Source organism: Mycobacterium europaeum, assembly GCF_034555895.2.
Taxonomy (GTDB): Bacteria; Actinomycetota; Actinomycetes; order Mycobacteriales; family Mycobacteriaceae; genus Mycobacterium; species Mycobacterium europaeum.
Map to the genome: position 1 here is coordinate 2932235 of NZ_CP157315.1, position 23781 is coordinate 2956015.

The 23781-nt window shown below is 68.8% G+C and carries 25 protein-coding genes; 13 read left to right on the forward strand and 12 right to left on the reverse strand.

All coding sequences use genetic code 11. The features are described 5' to 3' along the window. Positions 1 to 56 precede the first annotated feature (56 nt). The 3 genes from ppgK to U8D42_RS13085 all read left to right on the forward strand — a co-directional run bounded on the left by ppgK (position 57) and on the right by U8D42_RS13085 (position 3075). A complete protein-coding gene (gene ppgK, locus U8D42_RS13075; protein ID WP_090423079.1) occupies positions 57 to 866 on the forward strand; it encodes a polyphosphate--glucose phosphotransferase in 810 nt (269 codons plus the stop codon). A gap of 174 nt (positions 867 to 1040) precedes the next feature. Beyond that, the gene (locus tag U8D42_RS13080; protein WP_085240013.1) at positions 1041 to 2549 is read left to right on the forward strand and encodes an RNA polymerase sigma factor; all 1509 of its coding nucleotides are present in this window, start codon (positions 1041 to 1043) and stop codon (positions 2547 to 2549) included. 112 nt (positions 2550 to 2661) lie between these two features. Then, positions 2662 to 3075, forward strand: coding sequence for a RidA family protein (locus tag U8D42_RS13085; RefSeq protein WP_322860074.1), 414 nt, complete (start codon positions 2662 to 2664; stop codon positions 3073 to 3075). On the opposite strand, the gene U8D42_RS13090 is transcribed toward U8D42_RS13085, so the two are convergent. Next, positions 3024 to 3389, reverse strand: a complete 366-nt coding sequence (locus tag U8D42_RS13090; protein ID WP_085240011.1) for a DUF952 domain-containing protein — start codon at positions 3387 to 3389, stop codon at positions 3024 to 3026. The two genes, U8D42_RS13085 and U8D42_RS13090, sit on opposite strands and share 52 nt — an antisense overlap. Positions 3390 to 3525: 136 nt before the next feature. Here U8D42_RS13090 and U8D42_RS13095 point away from each other — a divergent pair, with 136 nt between their 5' ends. Both U8D42_RS13095 and U8D42_RS13100 read left to right on the forward strand, forming a co-directional pair. Continuing rightward, a complete protein-coding gene (locus tag U8D42_RS13095) occupies positions 3526 to 3711 on the forward strand; it encodes a DUF7455 domain-containing protein (RefSeq protein WP_082945686.1) in 186 nt (61 codons plus the stop codon). Between the two features lie 64 nt (positions 3712 to 3775). After that, positions 3776 to 4747: a YihY/virulence factor BrkB family protein gene (locus U8D42_RS13100; protein WP_322860073.1), complete on the forward strand. Its 972-nt coding sequence runs from the start codon at positions 3776 to 3778 to the stop codon at positions 4745 to 4747. Positions 4748 to 4755: 8 nt separating this feature from the next. Here U8D42_RS13100 and U8D42_RS13105 read toward each other — a convergent pair whose 3' ends face one another. Then, entirely contained in the window at positions 4756 to 4995 is a 240-nt protein-coding gene (locus U8D42_RS13105; protein ID WP_067924016.1) for a DUF3039 domain-containing protein, read from the reverse strand. A 45-nt stretch (positions 4996 to 5040) separates the two neighbouring features. Between U8D42_RS13105 and U8D42_RS13110 the strand changes: the two genes are divergently transcribed. From U8D42_RS13110 to U8D42_RS13120, 3 genes are all read left to right on the forward strand, one after another. Then, positions 5041 to 5454, forward strand: coding sequence for a DUF3099 domain-containing protein (locus tag U8D42_RS13110; protein WP_420845652.1), 414 nt, complete (start codon positions 5041 to 5043; stop codon positions 5452 to 5454). Between the two features lie 108 nt (positions 5455 to 5562). Then, on the forward strand, positions 5563 to 6552 hold the full coding sequence (sigB, locus tag U8D42_RS13115; RefSeq protein WP_067924022.1) for a sigma-70 family RNA polymerase sigma factor SigB: 990 nt from the start codon (positions 5563 to 5565) through the stop codon (positions 6550 to 6552). Between the two features lie 127 nt (positions 6553 to 6679). Beyond that, on the forward strand, positions 6680 to 7369 hold the full coding sequence (locus U8D42_RS13120) for a metal-dependent transcriptional regulator (RefSeq protein WP_085240008.1): 690 nt from the start codon (positions 6680 to 6682) through the stop codon (positions 7367 to 7369). 16 nt (positions 7370 to 7385) lie between these two features. On the opposite strand, the gene U8D42_RS13125 is transcribed toward U8D42_RS13120, so the two are convergent. After that, complete coding sequence (locus U8D42_RS13125) at positions 7386 to 8441, reverse strand: DUF4192 domain-containing protein (protein ID WP_322860072.1); 1056 nt, start codon at positions 8439 to 8441, stop codon at positions 7386 to 7388. Positions 8442 to 8552: 111 nt separating this feature from the next. Between U8D42_RS13125 and sthA the strand changes: the two genes are divergently transcribed. After that, positions 8553 to 9968: a Si-specific NAD(P)(+) transhydrogenase gene (gene sthA, locus U8D42_RS13130; RefSeq protein WP_085240006.1), complete on the forward strand. Its 1416-nt coding sequence runs from the start codon at positions 8553 to 8555 to the stop codon at positions 9966 to 9968. On the opposite strand, the gene U8D42_RS13135 is transcribed toward sthA, so the two are convergent. Beyond that, positions 9965 to 10816 carry a trypsin-like serine peptidase gene (locus U8D42_RS13135; RefSeq protein WP_322860071.1) on the reverse strand — a complete coding sequence of 284 codons (852 nt, stop codon included), beginning with the start codon at positions 10814 to 10816 and terminating at the stop codon, positions 9965 to 9967. The genes sthA and U8D42_RS13135 overlap by 4 nt on opposite strands. Positions 10817 to 11011: 195 nt before the next feature. Between U8D42_RS13135 and U8D42_RS13140 the strand changes: the two genes are divergently transcribed. The 3 genes from U8D42_RS13140 to U8D42_RS13150 are packed head-to-tail and all read left to right on the forward strand — an operon-like array spanning position 11012 to position 13799. Next, positions 11012 to 11989: a proteasome assembly chaperone family protein gene (locus tag U8D42_RS13140; RefSeq protein WP_322860070.1), complete on the forward strand. Its 978-nt coding sequence runs from the start codon at positions 11012 to 11014 to the stop codon at positions 11987 to 11989. Positions 11990 to 12034: 45 nt separating this feature from the next. Next, a complete protein-coding gene (locus tag U8D42_RS13145; protein ID WP_322860069.1) occupies positions 12035 to 13066 on the forward strand; it encodes an alpha/beta fold hydrolase in 1032 nt (343 codons plus the stop codon). 46 nt (positions 13067 to 13112) lie between these two features. Then, entirely contained in the window at positions 13113 to 13799 is a 687-nt protein-coding gene (locus tag U8D42_RS13150; RefSeq protein ID WP_322860068.1) for a PhzF family phenazine biosynthesis protein, read from the forward strand. A gap of 19 nt (positions 13800 to 13818) precedes the next feature. Here the strand turns inward: U8D42_RS13150 and U8D42_RS13155 are convergent, their stop codons facing one another. The 3 genes from U8D42_RS13155 to U8D42_RS13165 form a co-directional block, all read right to left on the reverse strand. Further along, entirely contained in the window at positions 13819 to 14304 is a 486-nt protein-coding gene (locus U8D42_RS13155) for a peroxynitrite isomerase (protein ID WP_322860067.1), read from the reverse strand. Between the two features lie 63 nt (positions 14305 to 14367). Next, positions 14368 to 14832 carry a transcriptional regulator NrdR gene (gene nrdR / locus U8D42_RS13160; RefSeq protein ID WP_085240000.1) on the reverse strand — a complete coding sequence of 155 codons (465 nt, stop codon included), beginning with the start codon at positions 14830 to 14832 and terminating at the stop codon, positions 14368 to 14370. An 86-nt stretch (positions 14833 to 14918) separates the two neighbouring features. After that, on the reverse strand, positions 14919 to 15413 hold the full coding sequence (locus U8D42_RS13165) for a LysM peptidoglycan-binding domain-containing protein (protein WP_322860066.1): 495 nt from the start codon (positions 15411 to 15413) through the stop codon (positions 14919 to 14921). Between the two features lie 290 nt (positions 15414 to 15703). Here U8D42_RS13165 and lexA point away from each other — a divergent pair, with 290 nt between their 5' ends. Further along, the gene (lexA, locus tag U8D42_RS13170; RefSeq protein ID WP_322860065.1) at positions 15704 to 16402 is read left to right on the forward strand and encodes a transcriptional repressor LexA; all 699 of its coding nucleotides are present in this window, start codon (positions 15704 to 15706) and stop codon (positions 16400 to 16402) included. Positions 16403 to 16425: 23 nt separating this feature from the next. On the opposite strand, the gene U8D42_RS13175 is transcribed toward lexA, so the two are convergent. The 5 genes from U8D42_RS13175 to miaA form a co-directional block, all read right to left on the reverse strand. Further along, positions 16426 to 18675 (reverse strand): LGFP repeat-containing protein, encoded by a 2250-nt coding sequence (locus U8D42_RS13175; RefSeq protein WP_431523766.1) that lies wholly within the window; start codon positions 18673 to 18675, stop codon positions 16426 to 16428. A 571-nt stretch (positions 18676 to 19246) separates the two neighbouring features. Beyond that, the gene (locus U8D42_RS13180; RefSeq protein WP_322860064.1) at positions 19247 to 20407 is read right to left on the reverse strand and encodes an acyl-CoA dehydrogenase family protein; all 1161 of its coding nucleotides are present in this window, start codon (positions 20405 to 20407) and stop codon (positions 19247 to 19249) included. A gap of 93 nt (positions 20408 to 20500) precedes the next feature. Continuing rightward, positions 20501 to 21928, reverse strand: a complete 1428-nt coding sequence (hflX, locus tag U8D42_RS13185) for a GTPase HflX (protein WP_322860063.1) — start codon at positions 21926 to 21928, stop codon at positions 20501 to 20503. Positions 21929 to 21974: 46 nt separating this feature from the next. Continuing rightward, entirely contained in the window at positions 21975 to 22847 is an 873-nt protein-coding gene (dapF, locus tag U8D42_RS13190) for a diaminopimelate epimerase (RefSeq protein WP_322860062.1), read from the reverse strand. A 4-nt stretch (positions 22848 to 22851) separates the two neighbouring features. After that, complete coding sequence (gene miaA / locus U8D42_RS13195; protein ID WP_090423069.1) at positions 22852 to 23775, reverse strand: tRNA (adenosine(37)-N6)-dimethylallyltransferase MiaA; 924 nt, start codon at positions 23773 to 23775, stop codon at positions 22852 to 22854. Positions 23776 to 23781 lie beyond the last annotated feature (6 nt).

Genomic DNA, 23781 nt, shown 5'->3' on the forward strand with positions numbered 1-23781 from the left:
CACACCGGCGCCGGGCTAAGGTGGGCGCACAGTCCAAGTCACGCGCAGGAGCTTCGATGACCAGCACCGACTCGACCACGGAAACGCCCGGCACCGGCACCGCCGTCGGCACCCCACAGCGTCGGGGATTCGGCGTCGATGTCGGCGGCAGCGGCATCAAGGGCGGCATCGTCGACATGGACACCGGGCAGCTCATCGGCGAACGGTTCAAGCTGTTGACCCCGCAACCGGCGACGCCGCAGGCGGTCGCCAAGACCATCGCCGAGGTCGTCAACGCGTTCGGCTGGACCGGCCCGCTCGGCGTCACCTATCCCGGGGTCGTGACCCACGGCGTCGTCCAGACGGCCGCCAACGTCGACAAGTCATGGATCGGCACCAACGCGCGCGAGATCATCAGCGGCATGCTGGACGGGCAGGACGTCACGGTGCTGAACGACGCGGACGCCGCCGGGCTGGCCGAGGAGCACTACGGGGCCGGCAGGAACCAGTCCGGCCTGGTCGTCCTGCTGACCTTCGGCACCGGAATCGGCTCCGCGGTCATCCACAACGGCACCTTGATACCCAACACCGAGCTGGGGCATCTCGAGGTCGGCGGCAAAGAGGCCGAGCAGCGGGCGGCGTCGTCGGTCAAGGAGAAGAACAACTGGAGCTACGAAAAGTGGACCACGCAGGTCACCCGGGTGCTGGTAGCCATCGAGAACGCGATGTGGCCGGACCTGTTCATCGCCGGCGGCGGCATCAGCCGCAAGGCCGACAAGTGGCTACCGCTGCTCGGGAACCGCACCCCGGTGGTGGCTGCGGCCCTGCTCAACACGGCCGGGATCGTCGGCGCGGCGATGGCCTCCACCTCCGACGTGACCCACTGATTTTCCCCGGCAGAGCCGTTCGACGGCTCGCTGTCGTTACAATGGTCATCGGCGACCGCCCGAACGACAGCGTGCAAACACGAACGCTGATCCAACGCCGACATCGACATAGCAGACACTTTCGGTTCACCATGCCCTTACCCACCGAAGGTGAGCCCAAACGAAGGGGTGTAAGTGGCAGCGACCAAGGCCAGCCCGGCAACCGACGCGCCGGCGAAACGGACCGCCACCAAGTCTCCGTCCTCCCCCGCTAAGCGCCCGGCGGCCAAGGCCGCCAATGGCGCTGCCCCCGCCAAACGCGCCGCGAAGGCGCCGGGACGGACCACCAAGGCCGAAGGCGAGGCCGGCGCCGAGCTGAAGAAGACCCGCGCCGCCAAGGCCCCGTCGGGCCGTGGGACCAAAGCGGCCAAGGGCGCCCCGGGCGATGCCGACGTAGAGCTGGAGGTCGTCGAGGACCTCGACGACACCGAAATCGACGCCGAGCCCGGCGAGGATCTCGAGATCGACGCCGGCGACCTGAGCCTGGACGACCTGGAAGACGACGTCGCGGCGGACGGTGAGGACGCCGACATCGAGCCGGCCGACGCCGACGACAGCGAAGAAGAGGGAGCCGCCCCGGCCGCCGCGGCCGGCGAGGCCGCCGACGCCGAGGACGAGGAGATCGCCGAGCCCTCCGAGAAGGACAAGGCGTCCGGTGATTTCGTCTGGGACGAGGACGAGTCCGAGGCGCTGCGTCAGGCGCGCAAGGACGCCGAGCTCACCGCGTCGGCGGACTCGGTCCGGGCCTACCTCAAGCAGATCGGCAAGGTGGCGCTGCTCAACGCCGAGGAAGAGGTCGAGCTGGCGAAGCGGATCGAGGCCGGCCTGTACGCGACGCAGTTGATGGCCGAGATGGCCGAGCGGGGCGACAAGCTGCCCGCCGCGCAGCGCCGCGACATGATGTGGATCTGCCGCGACGGGGACCGCGCGAAAAACCACCTGCTGGAAGCCAACCTGCGCTTGGTGGTGTCGCTGGCCAAGCGCTACACCGGCCGCGGCATGGCCTTCCTCGACCTGATCCAGGAAGGCAACCTGGGCCTGATCCGCGCGGTGGAGAAGTTCGACTACACCAAGGGCTACAAGTTCTCCACGTACGCCACGTGGTGGATCCGCCAGGCCATCACCCGCGCCATGGCCGACCAGGCCCGCACCATCCGCATCCCGGTGCACATGGTCGAGGTCATCAACAAGCTGGGCCGCATCCAGCGCGAGCTGCTGCAGGACCTGGGCCGCGAGCCCACGCCTGAAGAGCTGGCCAAGGAGATGGACATCACGCCCGAAAAGGTGCTGGAGATCCAGCAATACGCCCGCGAGCCGATCTCGCTGGACCAGACCATCGGCGACGAGGGCGACAGCCAACTCGGCGACTTCATCGAGGACAGCGAGGCCGTAGTGGCCGTCGACGCGGTGTCGTTCACTCTGCTGCAGGACCAGCTGCAGTCGGTGCTGGAGACGCTGTCCGAGCGCGAGGCCGGCGTGGTGCGGCTGCGCTTCGGCCTCACCGACGGCCAGCCCCGCACCCTCGACGAGATCGGACAGGTCTACGGCGTCACCCGCGAGCGCATCCGCCAGATCGAGTCCAAGACGATGTCGAAGCTGCGCCACCCCAGCCGTTCCCAGGTGTTGCGCGACTACCTCGACTAAGCGCGCTTTCGCGCGTCCTCTCCGGAGGTGTTGCGGCGTTGCCGCGCAAGGATTTCCGGCCTGCCCGGAAAATCCGTCGCGCAGCCGGCGGCGGCGTCGTACGGTGACTGCCATGTCAGCCCAACGCACCCTGGTCTCGTCCGACTCCGAGTTCGAAGCGGCCGTCGGCTATTCGCGCGCGGTCCGGGTCGGCCCGCACGTGTCGGTGGCCGGAACGACCGGCGCCGGACCGGCCGGAGATATCGCGTCGCAGGCTCGAGACGCCTTGCGCCGCATCGAGATTGCGCTCGGGCAGGCGGGCGCGGCGCTCACCGATGTGGTGCGCACCCGCATCTACGTCACCGACATCTCGCGCTGGCGCGAGGTCGCCGCGGTGCATGCGCAGGTCTTCGGCGCCATCCGTCCCGCGGCGACCATGGTGGAGGTGTCGGCGCTGATCGCACCCGAGTTCGCGGTAGAGATCGAGGCCGACGCCTACGTGCCGTCCCCCGCAGGCGGGAACGCGCCGTCGGGCCCCGGCCGGTAGTCGGTGACCCGGATCACGGCGTTCGCGGGCAGCGGGCCGTACAGGTGCGGGAACAGCATCGACGCGGGATCCGTTGCTACACCTGGTTCCCAGCGCACCTCGGAGTCCAATCGGGCCGGATCGATGTGCAGCAGAACCAAGTCACCGCGACCACGGTAGAGCCGGTTGGCCGGCAGATGAACCTGGTCGGGCGTCGACAGATGGATGAACCGCCCGCCGCCGGACGCGTCGGGGCGAATCTCACCGCACTTGCGGGCACGGGACCACTCGTCGCGCCCGCACAGATGTACCAGCAGGTCAGGAGCGAAGGCCACGAATGATCACTGTAGAGAGCACTACGAAACGAAACGTTTACAGCCCGTGAGAAACGACACACCCGATAACGATCAGGGAACAACGCGAAAACCCCATACGTCTGAGAGAGTGAATGAAAGCAAGAACGGAGAAGCCATGAATGCAACTCTGACCAGTCCCGAGCTAACCCGTGCGGACCGCTGCGATCGCTGCGGTGCCGCTGCTCGAGTCCGCGCCAAGCTGCCTTCTGGAGCCGAGCTTCTCTTCTGCCAGCATCACGCCAACGAGCACGAGGCGAAGCTGACCGAGCTGTCTGCCGTGCTGGAGGTCAGCGGAAGCTAGTTCCGCCAACTCACCCGTCGCCAATGTGGGCGGCGGGGGCGGTCTTCGGTAATGCTGGACGGGTATGAGCGATCAAGTCGCAAGACCGTCCCGCCATCACATCCGGCGACTCAGTCTGAGGACCCTCGCGAAAAGCTGGGATGACTCCATCTTTTCCGAGTCGGCGCAGGCGGGTTTCTGGTCGGCGCTGTCGCTACCGCCGCTGCTGCTGGGGATCCTGGGCAGCCTGGCCTACGTGGCGCCGCTGTTCGGCCCGGACACGTTGACGGCGGTCGAGAAGAGCATCATCTCCGCGATCCGCAGCTTCTTCTCGCCCAGTGTCGTCAACGAGATCATCGAGCCGACCATCCGCGACGTCACCGCCAACGCCCGCGGCGAGGTGGTGTCGGTCGGCTTCCTCATCTCGATGTGGGCCGGATCGTCGGCGATCTCGGCCTACGTCGATGCGGTGGTGGAGGCGCATGACCAGACTCCCCTGCGCCACCCCGTGCGCCAGCGGCTCTTCGCCTTGTTCCTCTACGTGGTGATGCTGGTCTTCGTGGTGTGCGCCGCGCCGGTGCTGGTGGTCGGTCCGCGCAAGCTGAGCGAGCACATCCCGTACAGCCTGGCCAACGTGCTGCGTTACGGCTACTACCCGGCGCTGATCCTCGGCCTGCTGGTCGGGGTGGTCATTCTGTACCGGGTGGCGTTGCCCGAACCGCTGCCGACGCACCGGCTGATCTTCGGCGCCGTGCTCGCCACGGCGGTCTTCCTGATCGCCACGCTGGGGCTGCGGGTCTACCTGCGGTGGATCACCAGCACCGGCTACACCTACGGCGCGCTGGCCACCCCGATCGCGTTCCTGCTGTTCGCGTTCTTCGGTGGTTTCGCGGTCATGCTGGGCGCCGAACTCAACGCCGCCATCCAGGAGGAGTTCCCGGCGCCCAAGACGCACGCGCACCGGCTGCGCAAGTGGCTGGAAGCCCGCCTGACCGTGCGGAAGCGACCGACTGGTTCCTCGCCGGAGCGGGCACCCGCCGACAACGCGACGCTGTGACGGCGGGCCTAGCCCTTCTTCATCCGGTCGTAGATCCGCTTGCAGTCCGGGCACACCGGCGATCCCGGCTTGGCCGCCTTGGTGACGGGGAAGACTTCCCCGCAGAGCGCCACCACGTGGTTGCCCATGACCGCGCTCTCGGCGATCTTGTCCTTTTTGACGTAGTGGAAGTACTTCGGCGTATCGCTGCCGGTCCCGTCGTCGACGCGTTCGTCGGTCTCGGTGCGTTCGATCGTCTGGGTCTGCATGCCTCACATTGTGCCCCGTGACTCGCCTCTGCCGGAATCGGCCGGGTGTGGGAGAGTGGAGAAATGAAGCGCGAATCCGATCTGGGGTTCGACGATGAGGGCCGACCGGTGCTCATCACCGCCGCAGCACCCTCCTACGAGGAGCAGCACCGCGCGCGGGTCCGGAAATACCTGACGCTGATGGCGTTTCGGATCCCGGCCCTGATCCTGGCGGCGCTGGCGTACGGCGCCTGGCACAACGGTCTGATCTCACTGGCGATCGTGGCCGTGTCGATCCCGTTGCCATGGATGGCGGTCCTGATCGCCAACGACCGGCCGCCCCGGCGCCCGGACGAACCCCGGCGGTTCGACGACGCCGAGCGACGGACGCCGCTGTTCCCCAGCGCCGAGCGGCCGGCGCTCGAGGCGCACCCGCATCCGCACTCGACCTGGCCCATGGGACCGCAGGGCTGGGAATAGTCCGCAGTTCTTAGGACATTCTCAGGTCGGCGGGACATTTGTGCACGTCAAGACGTGTGAGATGGAATGGGGCTGGGAACTCTCAGGGCTGATCTGTCGTTGAACTCAATGACAGTACAAGCCGAACGGGAGGTCGCTATGGCGAACGCCAGCACGAGCAGATTTGATGGCGATCTGGATGCTCAAAGCCCCGCCGCGGACCTCGTGCGCGTATATCTCAATGGCATCGGTAAGACGGCGCTGCTGAACGCGGCGGGCGAGGTTGAACTGGCCAAGCGCATCGAGGCCGGGCTCTACGCCGAGCATCTGCTCGAAACTCGCAAGCGCCTCGGCGAGAACCGCCGACGCGACCTCGAGGCCGTGGTGCGCGACGGCGAGGCCGCGCGCCGTCACCTGCTGGAAGCCAACCTGCGCCTGGTGGTGTCGCTGGCCAAGCGCTACACCGGTCGCGGGATGCCGTTGCTGGACCTGATCCAGGAAGGCAACCTGGGCCTGATCCGCGCCATGGAAAAGTTCGACTACACAAAGGGTTTCAAGTTCTCCACCTACGCCACGTGGTGGATCCGCCAGGCCATCACCCGCGGCATGGCCGACCAGAGCCGCACCATCCGGTTGCCGGTGCACCTGGTCGAGCAGGTCAACAAGCTGGCCCGGATCAAGCGGGAGATGCACCAGAACCTGGGCCGCGAGGCCACCGACGAGGAGTTGGCGGCCGAATCGGGCATCCCGGTGGAGAAGATCAACGACCTGCTCGAGCACAGCCGCGACCCGGTAAGCCTCGACATGCCGGTCGGCTCCGAGGAGGAAGCCCCGCTGGGCGACTTCATCGAGGACGCCGAGGCGATGTCCGCCGAGAACGCGGTGATCGCCGAACTGCTGCACACCGACATCCGCAGCGTGCTCGCCACGCTCGACGAGCGCGAGCACCAGGTGATCCGGCTGCGGTTCGGCCTGGACGACGGCCAGCCGCGCACGCTGGACCAGATCGGCAAGCTCTTCGGCCTCTCCCGCGAGCGGGTCCGGCAAATCGAGCGGGACGTAATGTCCAAACTCCGCCACGGCGAGCGCGCCGACCGGCTACGGTCGTACGCGAGCTAAGGCTCCCGGAACTAGTAGCAAGACGGTATGCCCGCCGCGGACGCGGCGGGCATACTGCTTGTCGGGGAAGCGTTACACCCATTCACGCAGCTGGCCAAGTAGACTCGGCGTCGATGGAGGGTGCTGAATGAACGACCTGGTTGACACCACCGAGATGTACTTGCGGACCATCTACGACCTCGAAGAAGAGGGCGTTACGCCGCTGCGCGCGCGCATCGCCGAGCGCCTCGAGCAGAGTGGGCCGACTGTCAGCCAAACCGTATCCCGCATGGAGCGCGACGGGCTGCTCCACGTCGCCGGCGACCGCCACCTGGAACTCACCGACAAGGGCCGGGCGTTGGCCATCGCCGTGATGCGCAAGCACCGCCTTGCCGAACGGCTGCTCGTCGACGTCATCGGCGTGCCCTGGGAGGAAGTGCACGCCGAGGCATGCCGGTGGGAACACGTGATGAGCGAGGACGTCGAGCGGCGGCTGGTGAAGGTGCTCAACCACCCGACCACCTCCCCCTTCGGCAACCCGATCCCGGGGCTTCTGGACCTGGGCGTGGGCCCCGAATCCGGGGCGGAGGAAGCCATGCTGGTCCGGCTGACCGAGTTGCCGCCCGGCTCGCCGGTGGCCGTCGTCGTCCGCCAGCTGACCGAACACGTGCAAGGCGACATCGACCTGATCACCCGTCTGAAGGATGCCGGCGTCGTGCCCAACGCCCGGGTGACCGTCGAGACGGGGCCCGCCGGGGTCACCATCGTCATCCCCGGCCACGAGAACGTCACCCTGCCGCACGAGATGGCGCACGCCGTCAAGGTCGAGAAGGTCTGACCCGCTCGCCGTCGGGCTAGCACGCCCTGCGGCCCAGCCGGCGCGGCGGTATCCGCACACCGAGCTGTTTGGCCAGCCGATAGCCGGTGAGCGCCAATTCCCGAATGTCCTCGGGCCGTAGCCCCGACTGCAACGCCGTGTCCAGCATGCCCGCCATCCGGTGGTCGGGCCGGCAACGCAGTGCGGCCTCCAGCGATACCCCGGCCAGCGGCCCGTCGCCGCGGGCGTAGGCACTGAACGCGAGCAGCACCAGGGCCTCCACCCGCCACGGTGGAGGCAGGGTGCGGGCCAGCAATGCCCACAATGACTCCGCCTCGCCGGCGTTCTCGCCGACGGCCAGGGCGTAGAGGATGTCGCGCACCTGCGCGTCGCTCAGGGCGCAGGCCAGCTTCGCCAGCTGGGCGTCCGACGGCACCTGGCCGGCGGCCGCACGCGACGCCACCGTCATGGCGAGCCGCACGTCGCCACGCACGCAGCGGTCCGGGTCGGTGCGGTGGGCCGCCCGGCGTCTGGTCGCCTGCCGCTCGATCACCCCGGTCAGCCCGGCGCTGCGCGCCGCGTCCTCGGGCGTGATGACGGCCTGCAGGTCAGCGCGGCGCGCGTAGAGCCGCCTGCCGTCGAGCACCGCCGCGGCCGCCAGCGGCGACGCCGAGGGATCGTCGACCGGGCCGCTCGAACCGCAGCCGTCCACGCAATGCCAGCGCCCGCCGAGCGCGACGCGGTCGACCACATGGGCCGCCCACAGCTCGATACCGTGCTCCGACAACGACTTCGCCAGCGCGTCGCACACCCGCCGGTAGTCCTCGTTACAGGATGGACAGTGCGCCCCCTCCGCGTCGACGATGACCGCGATCGCGGCGTCGGGCCGGGCCGCGGCGGCGACATCCGCGAGGTGCCCGACCCCGGCGGCGAGTTCTTCGGAGAGGTCGACGCGCAGCACCGCGCCGAGGTCACCACCATCCAAAGACACCAGTACCAATGAGTTTTCGGGGACGAAGCCGAGAACGGCCGGCAGGGCGGCGATGAGTGCGCCGGGGCGGTTCAGTTTGAAGTCAGGTCGATGCGTCGTCATGGGCACCACGGTGACGGGCCCCGCCGTCAACCGGCGCTCGCGAGAACGGGTGTAATTGGGCACCTGTGCATGAACCCAGCACTGTGAGTTCTGCTGCTCTACTGTTTACCCATGAGTTCGGCGCAAGAGTACGACATGGTGGTCATCGGTTCGGGGCCCGGCGGGCAGAAGGCCGCCATCGCCTCGGCCAAGCTCGGCAAGTCGGTCGCGGTCGTCGAACGGGGCCAGATGCTCGGCGGCGTGTGCGTCCAGACCGGCACCATCCCGTCAAAGACGTTGCGCGAGGCCGTCCTTTACCTCACCGGGATGAGCCAGCGCGAACTGTACGGGGCGAGCTACCGGGTCAAGGAGAAGATCACCCCGGCCGACCTGCTGGCCCGCACCCAGCACGTGATCGGCAAGGAAGTCGACGTGGTGCGCAACCAGCTGATGCGCAACCGCATCGATTTGTTGCTGGGCCACGGCCGCTTCGTCGACCCGCACACCATCGAGGTGGAAGACCCCTCCCGACGCGAAAAGCTCACCGTCAGCGGCAAATACATCGTCATCGCCACCGGCACCCGACCGGCGCGGCCGTCCGGCGTCGAGTTCGACGAGGAGCGGGTGCTCGACTCCGACGGGATCCTCGACCTCAAATCGCTGCCCACCTCGATGGTGGTGGTCGGCGCCGGGGTGATCGGCATCGAGTACGCCTCGATGTTCGCCGCGCTGGGCACCAAGGTCACCGTCGTGGAGAAGCGGAGCGACATGCTGGACTTCTGCGACCCTGAGGTCGTGGAGGCGCTGAAATTCCACCTGCGCGACCTGGCGGTGACGTTCCGGTTCGGCGAGGAGGTGACGGCGGTGGACGTCGGCTCGGCGGGCACCGTCACCACCTTGGCCAGCGGCAAGCAGATCCCCGCCGAGACGGTGATGTACTCCGCGGGGCGCCAGGGCCAGACCGATCACCTCGACCTGCACAACGCCGAGCTGGAGGCCGACGGCCGCGGGCGAATCTTCGTCGACGACTTCTTCCAGACCAAGGTGCCGCACATCTACGCCGTCGGCGACGTGATCGGCTTCCCCGCCCTGGCCGCGACGTCCATGGAACAGGGCCGGCTGGCCGCCTACCACGCCTTCGGGGAGCCGACCGACGGCATCACCGAGCTGCAGCCGATCGGCATCTACTCCATTCCCGAGGTCTCGTACGTCGGCGCCACCGAGGTCGAGCTGACCAAGGACGCGATCCCCTACGAGGTCGGCGTAGCCCGGTACCGGGAACTGGCCCGCGGCCAGATCGCCGGCGACTCCTACGGCATGCTCAAACTCCTGGTATCCACCGATGATCTCAAGCTGCTGGGCGTGCACATCTTCGGCACCAGCGCCACCGAGATGGTGCACATCGGGCAGGCCGTGATGGGCTGCGGCGGCACAGTCGAGTACCTGGTCGACGCCGTGTTCAACTACCCGACGTTCTCCGAGGCCTACAAGGTGGCCGCGCTCGACGTGATGAACAAGGTGCGCGCGCTCAACCAGTTCCGCCACTAGCAGCTGTCGTCGGGGTCACCCGGGATCGGGTCGCCGGGGCCGCCCGCGTCGGCGCGGGCCAGCAGCTGCGCGGTCTGCGCGTCGAACGGCGCCGAATACGAGACGTTTGCGGCGCACCCGCCGCGCTCGAAACCACCGATCACCCCGGTCAGCGTCGTGCCGTTGACCCAGGGGGCGCCGCTGGTGCCGTCCACCAGCCCCTCGCACGGAAACGAGGGAAACCCCGCCTCGGTCAACGACGTGCTGGCCTGGCATCCGATGGGCGCCCCGCCCACGCCGGCCGGGTAGCCCATCACGGTGATGTGACTACCGGGCGGCGGGGTCGTGCCCAGCGTCAGCGCCAGGCCGGCACGTGCCTCGACCGAGCTTCCCGCGTCGTTGCTCATGCGCGCGATCGCGTAGTCGGCGTTGGGGTCCTTGCTGGCGGTCCAGCGGGGGTCGAGGTAGACCGCGTCGGCCTTCCACACATCGGTCGGGGGCGGGGGCGCGTCGCCGGAGAAGCCCGGCACGAAGGTGATTTTGGACGCCCCGGCCAGGCAGTGCGCCGCGGTGATCATCAGGTTGCCGCCCGCGGAATGCACCACCGACCCCGTGCACACGTGCAGAAGGCTGCCGTCGATGAAGATGGCGCCGACGCGCTTGTCCGGGTCCACCGGTCCCGCGACCGCCTTTTGCTCGGGCTTTTGCTCGGGCTGACTGAGCCGTTGCGCCGGCGCACCGCTTCGCGGAGGCGGCGGCGGCGGAGCCGACGCACGATCGCCCGGCGGCCGCTTGCACGACGTCACTGACGTTGCCACGGCGACCACCAGGCACAGCATCACGGTCGGTACGCGCATCGCTGTCATCATGCCTGACGCCTGCGCGACGGGCCGACTCCAACGCGCGTCCCCCCAGACCCGCCGGCAAGGCGCATTCGCCACCCCCACGATGTTCTCTTCTGGATTAAACGCGAACTTCACACCGCTGTTCGATATTGGCGCCCACCGATTCGGGGGACACTGGTAGGGCACCCTGGAGAGATCCCCGAGAGGAGGCGGTCGGTGATGGCTCACGGTCAGGATCCGCAGGAACCGGACTACCAGCCGGGACAGGCCGGCATGTACGAGCTCGAGTTGCCCGCGCCGCAGCTGTCGACGTCGGACGGTCGAGGCCCGGTGCTGGTGCACGCACTGGAGGGCTTCTCGGACGCCGGTCACGCGATCCGGCTGGCCTCGTCGCATCTGAAGGCGGCCCTGGACACCGAGCTGGTCGCGTCCTTCGCCATCGACGAACTGCTCGACTACCGGTCGCGGCGGCCGATGATGACCTTCAAGACCGACCACTTCACCAGTTATGAAGAACCCGAGCTGAGCCTGTACGCCTTGCGCGACACCATCGGGACCCCGTTCCTGCTGCTCGCCGGCATGGAGCCCGACCTGAAGTGGGAGCGCTTCATCACCGCGGTCCGCCTGCTGGCCGAGCGCCTGGGCGTGCGTCAGACGATCGGCCTGGGCACCGTCCCGATGGCGGTTCCGCACACGCGGCCCATCACGATGACGGCGCACTCCAACAACCCGGAGTTGATCGCCGAGTTCACCCCGTGGATCTCCGAGATCCAGGTCCCGGGCAGCGCGTCCAACCTGCTGGAGTACCGGATGGCCCAGCACGGTCACGAGGTCGTCGGCTACACCGTGCATGTGCCGCACTACCTGACGCAGACCGACTACCCCGCCGCCGCCGAGGCGTTGCTCGAGCAGGTGGCCAAGATCGCGTCGCTCGAGCTGCCGCTGACGGCGTTGACCGAAGCGGCGGCGGTCATCCGCACCAAGATCGACGAGCAGGTCGAGGCGAGCGCGGAGGTTGCTCAAGTGGTGACCGCGCTCGAGCGCCAGTACGATGCCTTCATCGACGCTCAGGAGAACAGGTCGTTACTAGCAAGAGACGAGGACCTGCCTAGCGGCGAAGAGCTTGGCGCAGAGTTCGAGCGATTCCTCGCCCAGCAGGCGGAGAAGAAGCGCGACGACGACGACGACCAGGCCTGACCTTTCCCCCGGCCCGCATCCCGGCCCGACACCAAGGTTGGCGACATGACCGAGCGGAAGCGCAAGAGCACTCTCCGCCCGGTGCGTGAGGTCGCCGCCCCGCGGCTGGAATTCCGCACCATCCACGGATACAAGCGGGCCTACCGGATCGCCGGTGACGGGCCCGCGATCCTGCTGGTCCACGGTATCGGCGACAACTCCACCACGTGGAATACCGTGCAGGCCAAGCTGGCCCAGCGGTTCACCGTCATCGCCCCCGACCTGCTGGGCCACGGGCGATCCGACAAACCACGCGCGGACTACTCGGTCGCCGCCTACGCCAACGGGATGCGCGACCTGCTCAGCGTGCTCGACATCGAGCGGGTGACCGTCGTGGGCCATTCGCTGGGCGGCGGCGTCGCCATGCAATTCGCCTACCAGTTCCCGCATTTGGTCGACCGGCTGATCCTGGTCGCCGCCGGTGGCGTCACCAAGGATGTCAACGTCGCCCTCCGGCTGGCCTCGTTGCCGATGGGTAGCGAGGCCCTCGCCCTGCTGCGGCTGCCCCTGGTGCTGCCGGCGGTTCAGCTGGCGGGGCGCATCGCGGGCCTGGCGATCGGATCCACCGGGCTGGGGCGCGACCTGCCCAACGTGTTGCGGATCCTCGACGACCTGCCGGAGCCGACGGCCTCGGCGGCCTTCAGCCGGACCCTGCGCGCGGTGGTGGACTGGCGCGGCCAGATCGTCACCATGCTCGACCGGTGCTACTTGACCGAAGCGATCCCGGTGCAGATCGTCTGGGGCACCAAGGATGTGGTCGTCCCCGTTCGGCACGCGCGGATGGCTCACGCCGCCATGCCCGGCTCCCGCCTGGAGATCTTCGAAGGCTCCGGCCACTTTCCGTTCCACGACGACCCGGCCCGCTTCATCGACGTGGTCGAACGCTTCATCGACGGCACCGCGCCCGCCGAATACGATCAGGCGGCCCTGCGCGCGTTGCTCCGCAGCGGCGGCGGCGAGAAGGCCGTCAGCGGCCCGGCGACCACCCGCGTCGCCGTGCTCAACGCCATGGGCTCCGACGAACGCAGCGCTACCTGAACCACCTTGATCGGTGCGCCCGGGTCCGGGGCCGTACAGTCGGGCCATGGGTATCGACGTCACCGTGTTGCGGGTGTTCACCGATCAGGACGGCAATTTCGGCAATCCGCTCGGCGTCGTGGATGCCGGCCGGGTCGAACCGGCGGACCGGCAACGGCTGGCAACTGAATTGGGTTACAGCGAAACGGTTTTCATCGATATTCCGGCCGCCGGGTCAACCACCGCGCACGCCACCATCTACACCCCGCTGATCCAGATTGCGTTCGCGGGGCATCCCACGGTCGGCGCGGCGTGGTGGTTGCGGAAGAACGGCACGCCGATCAACACGCTGCAGGTGTCGGCGGGCCTGGTACAGGTGAGTTACGCCGACGACCGCACCGGCATCAGCGCCCGCTCGGAGTGGGCGCCCGAGGTCGCGCTGCACGAATTCGGTTCGCCCGACGAGCTTCTGGCCGCCGACCCGGGGGATTTTCCCGACGACACGGCGCACTACCTGTGGGCCTGGACGGACCAGGCCGCCGGTTCGCTGCGCGCCCGCGTGTTCGCCGCCAATCTCGGCGTGCGGGAAGACGAGGCGACCGGCTCGGCGGCGATGCGCATCACCGACTACCTCAGCCGCGACCTCCACATCACCCAGGGCAGGGGATCGATCATCGAGACGACGTGGAACGCCGAGGGCTGGGTGGGGGTGGCCGGCAGCGTCGTCAACGACGGTGTCCGCCATCTGAACTGACCCCGGCCGGCCCGGGCGCTCAGCGCTGGCGGTGCAGCACCGCGGCGAGGTGGTGCTGCAACGGTTGCCCGACCGCCCCCATCCGCACCGAATACGACAGCTCATCGCCGTCGATGCGGAAAGAGCGGCCCAGCGAGGTGACCTCCTTGGCGGTCGGGGTGAGCCCGACGTCCGTTGTGGAGAGCTCGATTTCGATCAGGCCGCCGCTGACCGTATACGTGCCCACCTCGATTTCGGTGATGCCGCTCGGATGGGCCAGCACCAGCTCGAGGTGACCGGGTTGCGGCACGCGCAGGTAGCCGGTCTCGGCGTGCAACGGCTTGCCGTCGGCCGCCGCCTTGGTCTTTTGCGCGTACGCCAGAAACGGCTTGCCGACGTGAGAGAACACCACTTCTTCGAGGTAGTCGAAGGGCTCGATCGTCGGGTACTCCCCCGCTCCCCGGCCGGCCCAGGTGCCCAGGAGTGGCGCCAGGGCGTCGAGATCGGGATGCAAGTCCATGGGCATGAAAACGAGCCTAGCCGGGCGAGGATGGGGACCGGCACGGCCCGCCGGCGCTCCGGGCCGGGGTCAGCCCGGCGTCGTGACCTGACGGTGTTCGCGCAGCGCCTGGATCTCGCGTTCGAAATCCTCGGCGGACTCAAAGGACCGGTACACCGACGCGAAGCGGAGGTAAGCCACTTCGTCGAGGTCGCGCAGCGGGCCGAGGATGGCCAAGCCGACCTCGTGACTGGGGACCTCGGGCGAACCCGCGGCGCGCACGGTGTCCTCGACCTGCTGGGCCAGCAGGTTCAGCGCATCGTCGTCGACCTGGCGGCCCTGGCAGGCCCGGCGGACCCCGCTGATGACCTTCTCCCGGCTGAACGGTTCGGTGACACCGCTGCGTTTGACCACAGCCAGCACCGCGGTCTCCACGGTGGTGAAGCGCCGTCCGCACTCGGGGCACGATCGGCGGCGCCGGATGGCCTGCCCTTCATCGGTTTCCCTCGAGTCGATCACCCGGGAATCGGGATGACGACAGAACGGGCAATGCATGACCGCTCCTTCGCCGTGCCGACAACCAGGTACCGCAGCACTTCGAGCGTACCCGTGCGCCCACCTGCGCGGGCGAGGCCCGGGTGTCAGCCGACGGGGGCGATCAGCGTCTGGCCCGCCACCACATTCGGCGAGTTCATGTCGTTGAGTTCACGAATGCGGTCGGCGACCTGCCGGGCCGGAGCGTCCGGAGCCACCCGGTGAGCGACGTCTTGCAGCGACTCGCCCGCCTCGACGCGTACGACGGCCAACCGGTCCGGTAAGTGCGCAGCCGAGCTGCCGGAGTCGCCGTTGAGCACCTGGCCGACGTTGCCGACCAGGCCCAGCCACAGGGTGATCGCGCCGGCGGCCAGCGCCAGCCAGATCGTGGTCGCCACCGTGACGGGCCGCCTGCGGTGCGGCGCGCCCGACATCGCGACGCCGGTGCCGCGGTAGCGCACGGGCGCGCCCGCCGGCCGCGACGGGCCGGGGCGGCGCAGACGATCCAGCCCGTCCCGGCCGTAACGAAGGCCCTGGACCGGTCCGTTGACCGGACGCCGTGGGCTGCCGGTACGCGGCGCCAGCGTGTGGATGATTGTCATCTGCGTTCCTCCGGTCAACTAAATTCGCTCAGCTGTTCGACTGTATCGCTCGTGTGTTCGAACACCGAACATGTGAGCGAAGCGTGTCGCACGAGCCGAACGCTAGACCACCCCACCGACAAGTTCGCGGGCGCTAGCGCTGACATGCGGCTGAAATACCCGATCCGCCGAAGAGTTACACCTTTGTGATTTATGACTTCGGCGTGTTTTTCGCGCGCGGCGGAGCGGTGGCGACACGCTAGTCGAACACATGTTTGATTCTTGGGCGCGCTGGGGTTACATTCAGTGCCATGAGCGACAGCAACGACACCTCATCGGCCGGCGCGGACAGTCGGCTGCACGCCGTCGATTCATCGCTGACCGAACGCCAACGGACCATCTTGAACGTCATTCGCGCGTCGGTCACCAGCCGTGGCTATCCGCCGAGCATCCGGGAGATCGGTGACGCCGTCGGTCTGACGTCGACGTCGTCGGTGGCGCATCAGCTGCGCACACTGGAACGCAAGGGATACCTGCGTCGCGACCCGAACCGCCCCCGGGCGGTCGACGTCCGCGGCGCCGATGACAACGTGGCGGCAGCGACCACCGAAGTCGCCGGCTCGGACGCGCTGCCGGAGCCGACGTTCGTTCCGGTCCTCGGGCGCATCGCGGCCGGTGGCCCCATCCTCGCCGAGGAAGCCGTCGAGGACGTCTTCCCGCTGCCGCGCGAGCTGGTCGGCGAGGGCACGCTGTTCCTGCTCAAGGTCGTCGGCGACTCGATGATCGAGGCGGCGATCTGCGACGGCGACTGGGTGGTCGTGCGACAGCAGAACGTCGCCGACAACGGCGACATCGTCGCCGCCATGCTCGACGGGGAAGCCACCGTGAAGACCTTCAAGCGCGCGGGTGGTCAGGTATGGCTGATGCCGCACAACCCGGCGTTCGATCCCATTCCCGGCAACGATGCGACCGTGCTCGGCAAGGTCGTCACGGTGATCCGCAAGGTCTAGCGCCGTCGCGGCCGCCGGCCGGCTCAGTCCGCCTTGACGAAGCCGTTGGCCTGCGCCACTTCCTCACTGGACAACCAGATTTCGGCGAGCGTGTCGTGGTAGAGCTCGCTGCCCGGCGTGTAGTACAGCCCGGAGCGGGCGCTCGCCTTGATCGGGTATCCGTCGGGCGCCTGGTAGGGGTCGTCGAGGGGTAGGTGGATGGTGGGGCGCCCGCCCGGGCCGGTCGCCACGCCGCTGTCCTCGTCGTCGGCGGCCGCGTGCCGCCCGCCGCCGCGCTGCTCGGACGTGCCGGCGGCCGCGACCTCGGGCGCGATGGCCTCCGGGGCGGCTGCCTCGGCCTCGAACACGTCCGCCGGGACGTGCGGTGCCGCGACGTCCGGATGCTCGGGCTCGGGGGCGGGAGCACCTTCGTCGAACCCGGCGTCGGGAGGCGTGTGGGGAACGGCGACATCGAGGTATTCGGCCTCCGCGTACTCGCCGTCGGCGCGGTCGGTGTCGTCGTAGGCGGGCTCGGGCTCGTCGTCGGCGTATCCGGCTTCGGCGTAATCCGTTTCGGCGTAATCGGATTCCGCGTATTCGGTTTCGCCGTACTCGGCTTCGGCGTATTCGGGTTCGGCAAAGCCGGCTTCGGGGTGGCCGGCCTCGGCTTCGGCTGCGGGATAGCCGGCCTCGGAGAGGTCCGCCGGCGAGACGGCGGAGAACGAGTCGGTGTCGACCGCGTCGGGGTCCTCCTGCTCGAGGTCGAACGAACCCTCCTCCGCGCCGCCCCGCCGCCAGCTCACCCGTCCGGCCGCCCCGGCATCCGGGGCCGCCTCCTGGCGGGCGAAATGCTCGGTGGTCACGTCGTCGTGTCCCCAGGGCTGGTCGCCCGCGGTGTCGTAGCCGAGATCGAAATCGCGGCTGGGCTCGTAGCCGGCGTCGTCGGCGGCGCGACGCCGGCGCCACCGGAAGGCCAGCAGCCCCGCCAGCACGATCAGCGCCAGCACCGGAACGACGGCCAACAACCACCACGACTGCCAGGTGAACTTCTTGGCATGGGTGGGCATCGCCGAGCTGCTCGGCTGATTCTGCCCCGACACCTGCAGGCCGGAGAGCAACGGCGCGAGGTTGGCCGGATCCGTGCTGAACGTGTTCTTCGCCCGGTTCCACGAGATCTTGCCGCCGGCGAACTGCTGGGAGACGACGTCGCCGTCGACGGCCTGGTCGCCGACCGGCGCGCCCAGCTTGCCGGTCGGTCCGCGGAGCTTGTCCCACGCGGCCTTCATCGCCCCGCGGACCACGAACGCGCCGTGCTCCGAGGTCCAGAAGATCACCGGCTTGTCGGCGCCGGAGAACGTGACGACGCGGCTGGACGGGATGCCGCCGTCGGACTCATTGGTGGTGGGGAAGCCCAGGTCGCTGCCCGCCGGTCCGCCGAGCGACTCGTACTTGGCCAGGATGTTGGTTTCGACGGCGTTCGCGCCGGTGGCGGGGGTGAAGTACACCTTCCCGTTGGCGAAATCCTGGACGATGCCCTCGCCGCCGACCGGATACTGCGCGCCCTTCTTGACGCCCAGGGGGCCGTTGGGGCCGCCGGCCGCGCGCCAGGCCATGTTGATGGCCGCGGTGGGGTCGATCGCCACCTGCAGGCCCTTCAACTGGTCGGCCAAGGCCGGCGGCTCGGTGGTGAACTGCTTCGTCTGCCTGTTCCACGAAACCTGGCCGCCGCTGAACTTCTGGGCGGACACCTCGCCGTTGTATGTCTCGTCGCCGATCGGCACGCCGAGCACGCCGCCCGAACTGCCCAGCTTGTCCCACGCGGCGTTGATCGCGCCGCGTACCACGAATGCGCCGTGCTCGGGTGTCCAGAAGATCACCGGCTTGTCGCTGGCCGAGAAGGTGCTCACGCGGCTGTCGGGGCCGGCGAGGCCGGGCACTTCGTTGATGGCCGGGAAGCCGAGGTCGCTGCCGGCGGGGCCGCCCAGCATCTCGTATTTGTCCAGGATCGGCCCGTAGATGAACTTCGCGCCGGTCGCCGGCGTGAAGAACATCTTGCCGCCGTCGAAGTCCAGCACGAAACCGTCCCCGGCGGGATAGACATCGCCCTTGCGGGCGCCCAGGGGTGAAGCGTCGCCGCCGGCTTTCTCCCAGGCCGCCATCATGGCCGCCTCGGCGTCTCCGATCGGAGACGCCGCCGCCGGCGGCGCCAGCAAGGCAGCGGCCATTGCCGTAGCGGCCAAGCTGACCAGCGCGCTCCCGACCAGCCTGCGCATGTGACCTCTCTGCCCGTTCACCCAGCCTCCCAGCCGACGGCTATTCCCCTATCAGCGGCCATGCCCGTTTCCGCACAGCCGGCGAGCGGGCCGCAGTCCGACCGCGGAGAAACGACCGCGTACCGAACCGCATTTGCGCCGGGCTCGCATAACTTTGCTCCAGCCAACGAAAAATGCGAAGTCAGATCAGGAATATTACAAAAACGGATACCACGCCGATGTCGAAATGATGCCGAGCCACGCTCAAATCGCGACTGGGCGTCCGGTCGCGCGCGCCCGATTGGGCTAATCGCGCCGAAACTCGACGACGACGATCGCCTGTGCAATGGGGCGTCCGTGCCGTCGCACGCAGCCATTCGGCATTCGCCGGAGTTGGCGACCGTGACCAGGCGCTCGGCGCCGTCATGCTTTTCGGCGTGACGATGCGCCATTGCCCGGGCGGCGTACCCAAAACGCATGTGCCGACGGTACGTGAAGCCATTAACTCCGCAACGATCCACCCGAGAATTCGGCCCCGCGGCGGGCACTGATCCGGTTTGCCGACGAGGTGCGAATTGGCCGGTCCGACGGCGCTTCCGGCCAATGGCGCGGGCTAGACCCCCAGGCTGCGACCGATGATCTCCTTCATGATCTCGGTCGTTCCGCCGTAGATGGTCTGCACCCGCGCGTCCAGATAGGCACGGGCAACGGGGTATTCGCGCATGTAGCCGTAACCGCCGTGCAGTTGCAGGCAACGGTCGATGAGATGCACCTGCTTTTCGGTGGAGTACCACTTGGCCATCGCCGCTTGCTCCGCGGTCAGCTTCTTGTCCAGGTGCAGCCGGATGAACTCGTCGACCATCATGCGCACCACGGTGGCCTCGGTCGCCAGCTCGGCAAGCACGAAGCGGCTGTTCTGGAAGCTTCCGATCGGCTTGTTAAATGCCTTGCGCTCCTTGGTGTATTGCAACGTGTGTTCCAGCACCTGCTCCATCGCCGCGGCGGCCATGATGGCGATCGAGATGCGTTCCTGCGGCAGGTTCTGCATCAGGTAGATGAACCCCATGCCCTCCTGCCCGAGCAGGTTCTCGGCGGGCACCTTCACATCGGTGAACGACAACTCGGCGGTGTCCTGCGCGTCCAGCCCGATCTTGTCCAGGTGGCGGCCGCGCTCGAAGCCCTCCATGCCACGTTCGACGACGAGCAGCGAAAAGCCCTGCGCGCCTTTGTCGGGATCGGTCTGGGCGACCACGATCACCAGGTCGGCGTTGATTCCGTTGGTGATGAACGTCTTTGCGCCGTTGAGCACGTAGTGGTCGCCCTGCTTGACCGCGCGGGTCTTGATGCCCTGCAAGTCGCTGCCGGTTCCCGGCTCGGTCATCGCGATCGCGGTGATGATCTCGCCGCTGCAGAACTTGGGCAGCCAGCGCTGCTTCTGCTCCTCGGTGGCCAACGCCAGCAGGTACGGCGCCACGATGTCGTTGTGCAGGCCGAAGCCGATGCCGCTGTAGCGGCCGGTGGTGGTCTCCTCGGTGATGATCGCGTTGTACCGGAAGTCGGGGTTGCCGCCGCCGCCGTACTCCTCCGGCACCGCCATGCCCAGGAAGCCCTGCTTACCGGCCTCGAGCCACACGCCGCGGTCCACGATCTTGGCCTTCTCCCAGTCGTCGTGGTGCGGCGCGACGTGACGGTCCAGGAAGGCGCGGTAGGACTCACGGAACAGGTCGTGCTCCGGCTCGAAAAGAGTGCGCTGGTACTTGACGGCACTGCCCATGTGAATGACCTCCGGCGACGGGGAACTCTGTCGCCCAACATATACCAACCAGACGGTTGGTCGGCAGTGGGCGGGGTTCGACCGCCGACTAAATCAGTGGGCCGCGAACTCTTGCAGCCGGCCGGCCAAGGCCACCGGAACCCGGGCCTTGATCCGGGTGCCGTCGGGGTTGTGCTCCTCCTGCTGCACCCGCCCATCGGCGTGCAACCGGGCGACCAGGTCACCGCGGTGATACGGGATCACCACGTCCACGGCGGTATCGGCGGGAACGGCCATCTCGCCCATCCGGCGCCGCAGGGCGTCGATGCCCTCACCCGTGCGGGCCGAGACGAACATCGCGCCGGGCAGCGCGTGCCGCAGCTTGGCCAGCGTCAGGCCACTCGCGGCGTCGACCTTGTTCACCACCAGCAGCTCGGGCGGTGGGTCACCATGATGGTCGGCGATGACCTCCGAGATCACCTCGCGCACCGCGTTGATCTGGGCCAGCGGGTTGACGTCCGAGCCGTCGACCACGTGCAGCAACAGGTCGGCGTCGACGACCTCCTCCAGCGTGGAGCGGAACGCCTCGACCAGTTGGGTGGGCAGGTGCCGGACGAACCCGACGGTGTCGGTGAGCACCAGCGGGCGACCGTCTTCGAACTCGGCGCGGCGGGTGGTGGGCTCCAGCGTGGCGAACAACGCGTCCTGCACCAGGACCCCCGCCCCGGTCAGCGCGTTGAGCAGGCTCGACTTGCCGGCGTTGGTGTAGCCGACGATGGCCACCGAGGGCACGTCGCTGGCCAGCCGGCGGCTGCGCTGGGTGTCGCGGACCGTTTTCATGTCCTTGATCTCGCGGCGCAGCTTGGCCATGCGTTCGCGGATGCGGCGGCGGTCGGTCTCGATCTTGGTTTCACCCGGACCGCGCAGGCCCACGCCTCCCCCGCTGCCGCCGGCGCGACCACCGGCCTGCCGGGACATCGACTCACCCCAGCCGCGCAGTCGCGGCAGCATGTACTCCATCTGGGCCAGCGATACCTGCGCCTTGCCCTCCCGGCTGGTGGCGTGCTGGGCGAAGATGTCCAGGATCAGCGCAGTGCGGTCGATGACCTTGACCTTCACCGCCTTTTCCAGCGCGGTCAGCTGCGCCGGGGACAGTTCACCGTCGCAGATCACCGTGTCGGCGCCGGTCGCCAGCACCACCTCGCGCAGCTCCTGGGCCTTGCCCGAGCCGATGTAGGTCGACGGGTCGGGCTTGTCGCGGCGCTGGATGAGCCCTTCGAGCACCTGGGAGCCGGCCGTCTCGGCCAGGGCGGCCAGCTCGGCCATGCTGGCCTCGCTGTCGGCGGCGGTGCCGTCGGTCCAGACACCGACCAGCACGACGCGTTCCAGCCGCAGCTGGCGGTACTCGACTTCGGAGACGTCGGTGAGCTCGGTGGACAGACCGGCGACGCGGCGCAGCGCCGACCGGTCTTCGAGAGCGAGCTCGCCGGTGCTTGGCTCCGCGACTGCGGGAGCGGGATTTTGAAATTCAGGCTGTGTCATAGGCAATACAAGATGATGCACGGCGAATCGGCGCCGTGCACTCGAATTAACGCTCCTGCGCGTCCCACCATTCCTCGCTGACCTCCCCCCGGGCCACCAACACCGACGGCCCCCTCAAGTAGCTGGTGGCGTCGGTGATCGTGACGACGACGTCACCGCCCGGCACCCGCACGGTCAGCGTGCCGGTGGCCGCACCGTCGGCGGCCAGCGCGGCGACGGTGGCCGCGACCGTGCCGGTGCCGCATGAGCGCGTCTCGCCCACGCCCCGTTCGTGTACCCGCATCCGCACCTCGCCGTCGACGGGTGAGGTGAGGACTTCGATGTTGACCCCGTCGGGGAACTGGGCGCGGTCGAAGCTGACCGGTGCGGCCACGTCCAGCCCCGCCAGCTCCTCGGCGGTCAGGCCGGGGTCCACGCAGGCCAGGTGGGGGTTGCCCACGTCGACCGCCAGGCCGGAAAACCGGCGGCCGCCGACGACAGCGCTTCCGGGACCCAGCGTGTTGGCCTTGCCCATGTCGACGCTGATGTCGGCCCGGGTGGCGTCGGCGCGGTGCACGGTGATCGGCCGCGGGCCGGCCGGTGACCCCACCACGAACTCGTCGCGAGCCTCCAGCCCGCTGGCGCGCAGGTAGTGCGCGAACACCCTGATGCCGTTGCCGCACATCTGGGCGAGCGAGCCGTCGGCGTTGCGGTAGTCCATGTACCAATCGGCCGAGGCGACGCCGTCGGGCAGCCGGTCGAGCACGCCTGCCGCCAGCGCGGCGCCGGCGGTGGTGACGCGCAGCACCCCGTCGGCGCCCAGCCCGCGCCGCCGGTCGCAGAGGGCGGCCACCCGGGCGGCGGTGAGGTCGAGCGCGGCGTGCTCGTCGGGTAGCACCAGGAAGTCGTTCTCGGTGCCGTGGCCCTTAGCGAATTGCACCTGCTCAGGATACGTGGCGCCAGGCGTGCAGGGCTTCGTCGACGAGCCGGGCGCCGTCGCTCGCGTCCAGCCAGCGGACCCGGTGGTCGCGGCGGAACCACGACCGCTGGCGCCGCACGTAGCGTCGGGTGCCCACGTACGTCTGCTCCCGGGCGTCGCGCAGTCGATCGGCGCCACCCCCGGCGTCGAGCGCCTCGATCACCTGCGCGTAGCCCAGGGCGCGCGACGCGGTGACCCCGTCGCGCAGGCCCCTGCCAAGCAGCGCGCCCACCTCGTCGACCAGGCCCTGGTCGAACATGGCGTCGGTGCGACGGGCCAGCCTCTCGTCGAGAGTCGTTGTCTCGCAATCGAGTCCGATGATGACGGTGTCCCACCTCGGTGCGCCGATGCGCGGTGCGGACGCGGCGAACGGCCGTCCGGTCAGCTCGACCACCTCGAGCGCGCGCACCGTGCGCCGCGCGTCGGTGGGCAGGATGGCCGCGGCCGCGGCGGGGTCGCGACGGGCCAGCTCGGCGTGCAGGCCGCCGACCCCGACCTCGGCCAGCCGCCGTTCCCAGCGCGCCCGCACGGCCGGATCGGTGGCGGGGAACGACCAGTCGTCGAGCAGGGACTGCACGTAGAGCATGGAGCCGCCCACGATGAGGGGCACGGCGCCGCGGGCCGCGATCGCCTCGACGTCCGCGGCGGCTGCGCCCTGGTAGCGGGCGACGGTCGCGGTCTCGGTGACGTCGAGAACGTCGAGCTGGTGGTGCGGGATGCCGCGGCGTTGGTCGACGGGCAGCTTGGCGGTGCCGATGTCCATCCCGCGGTACAGCTGCATCGCGTCGGCGTTGACGATCTCGGCGCCGCCCTCGAGCCGTTCCGCGATGTCGAGGGCAAGCTGCGACTTGCCGGTTCCGGTGGGGCCGATGATCGCCAGCGGTCGCACGGTCAC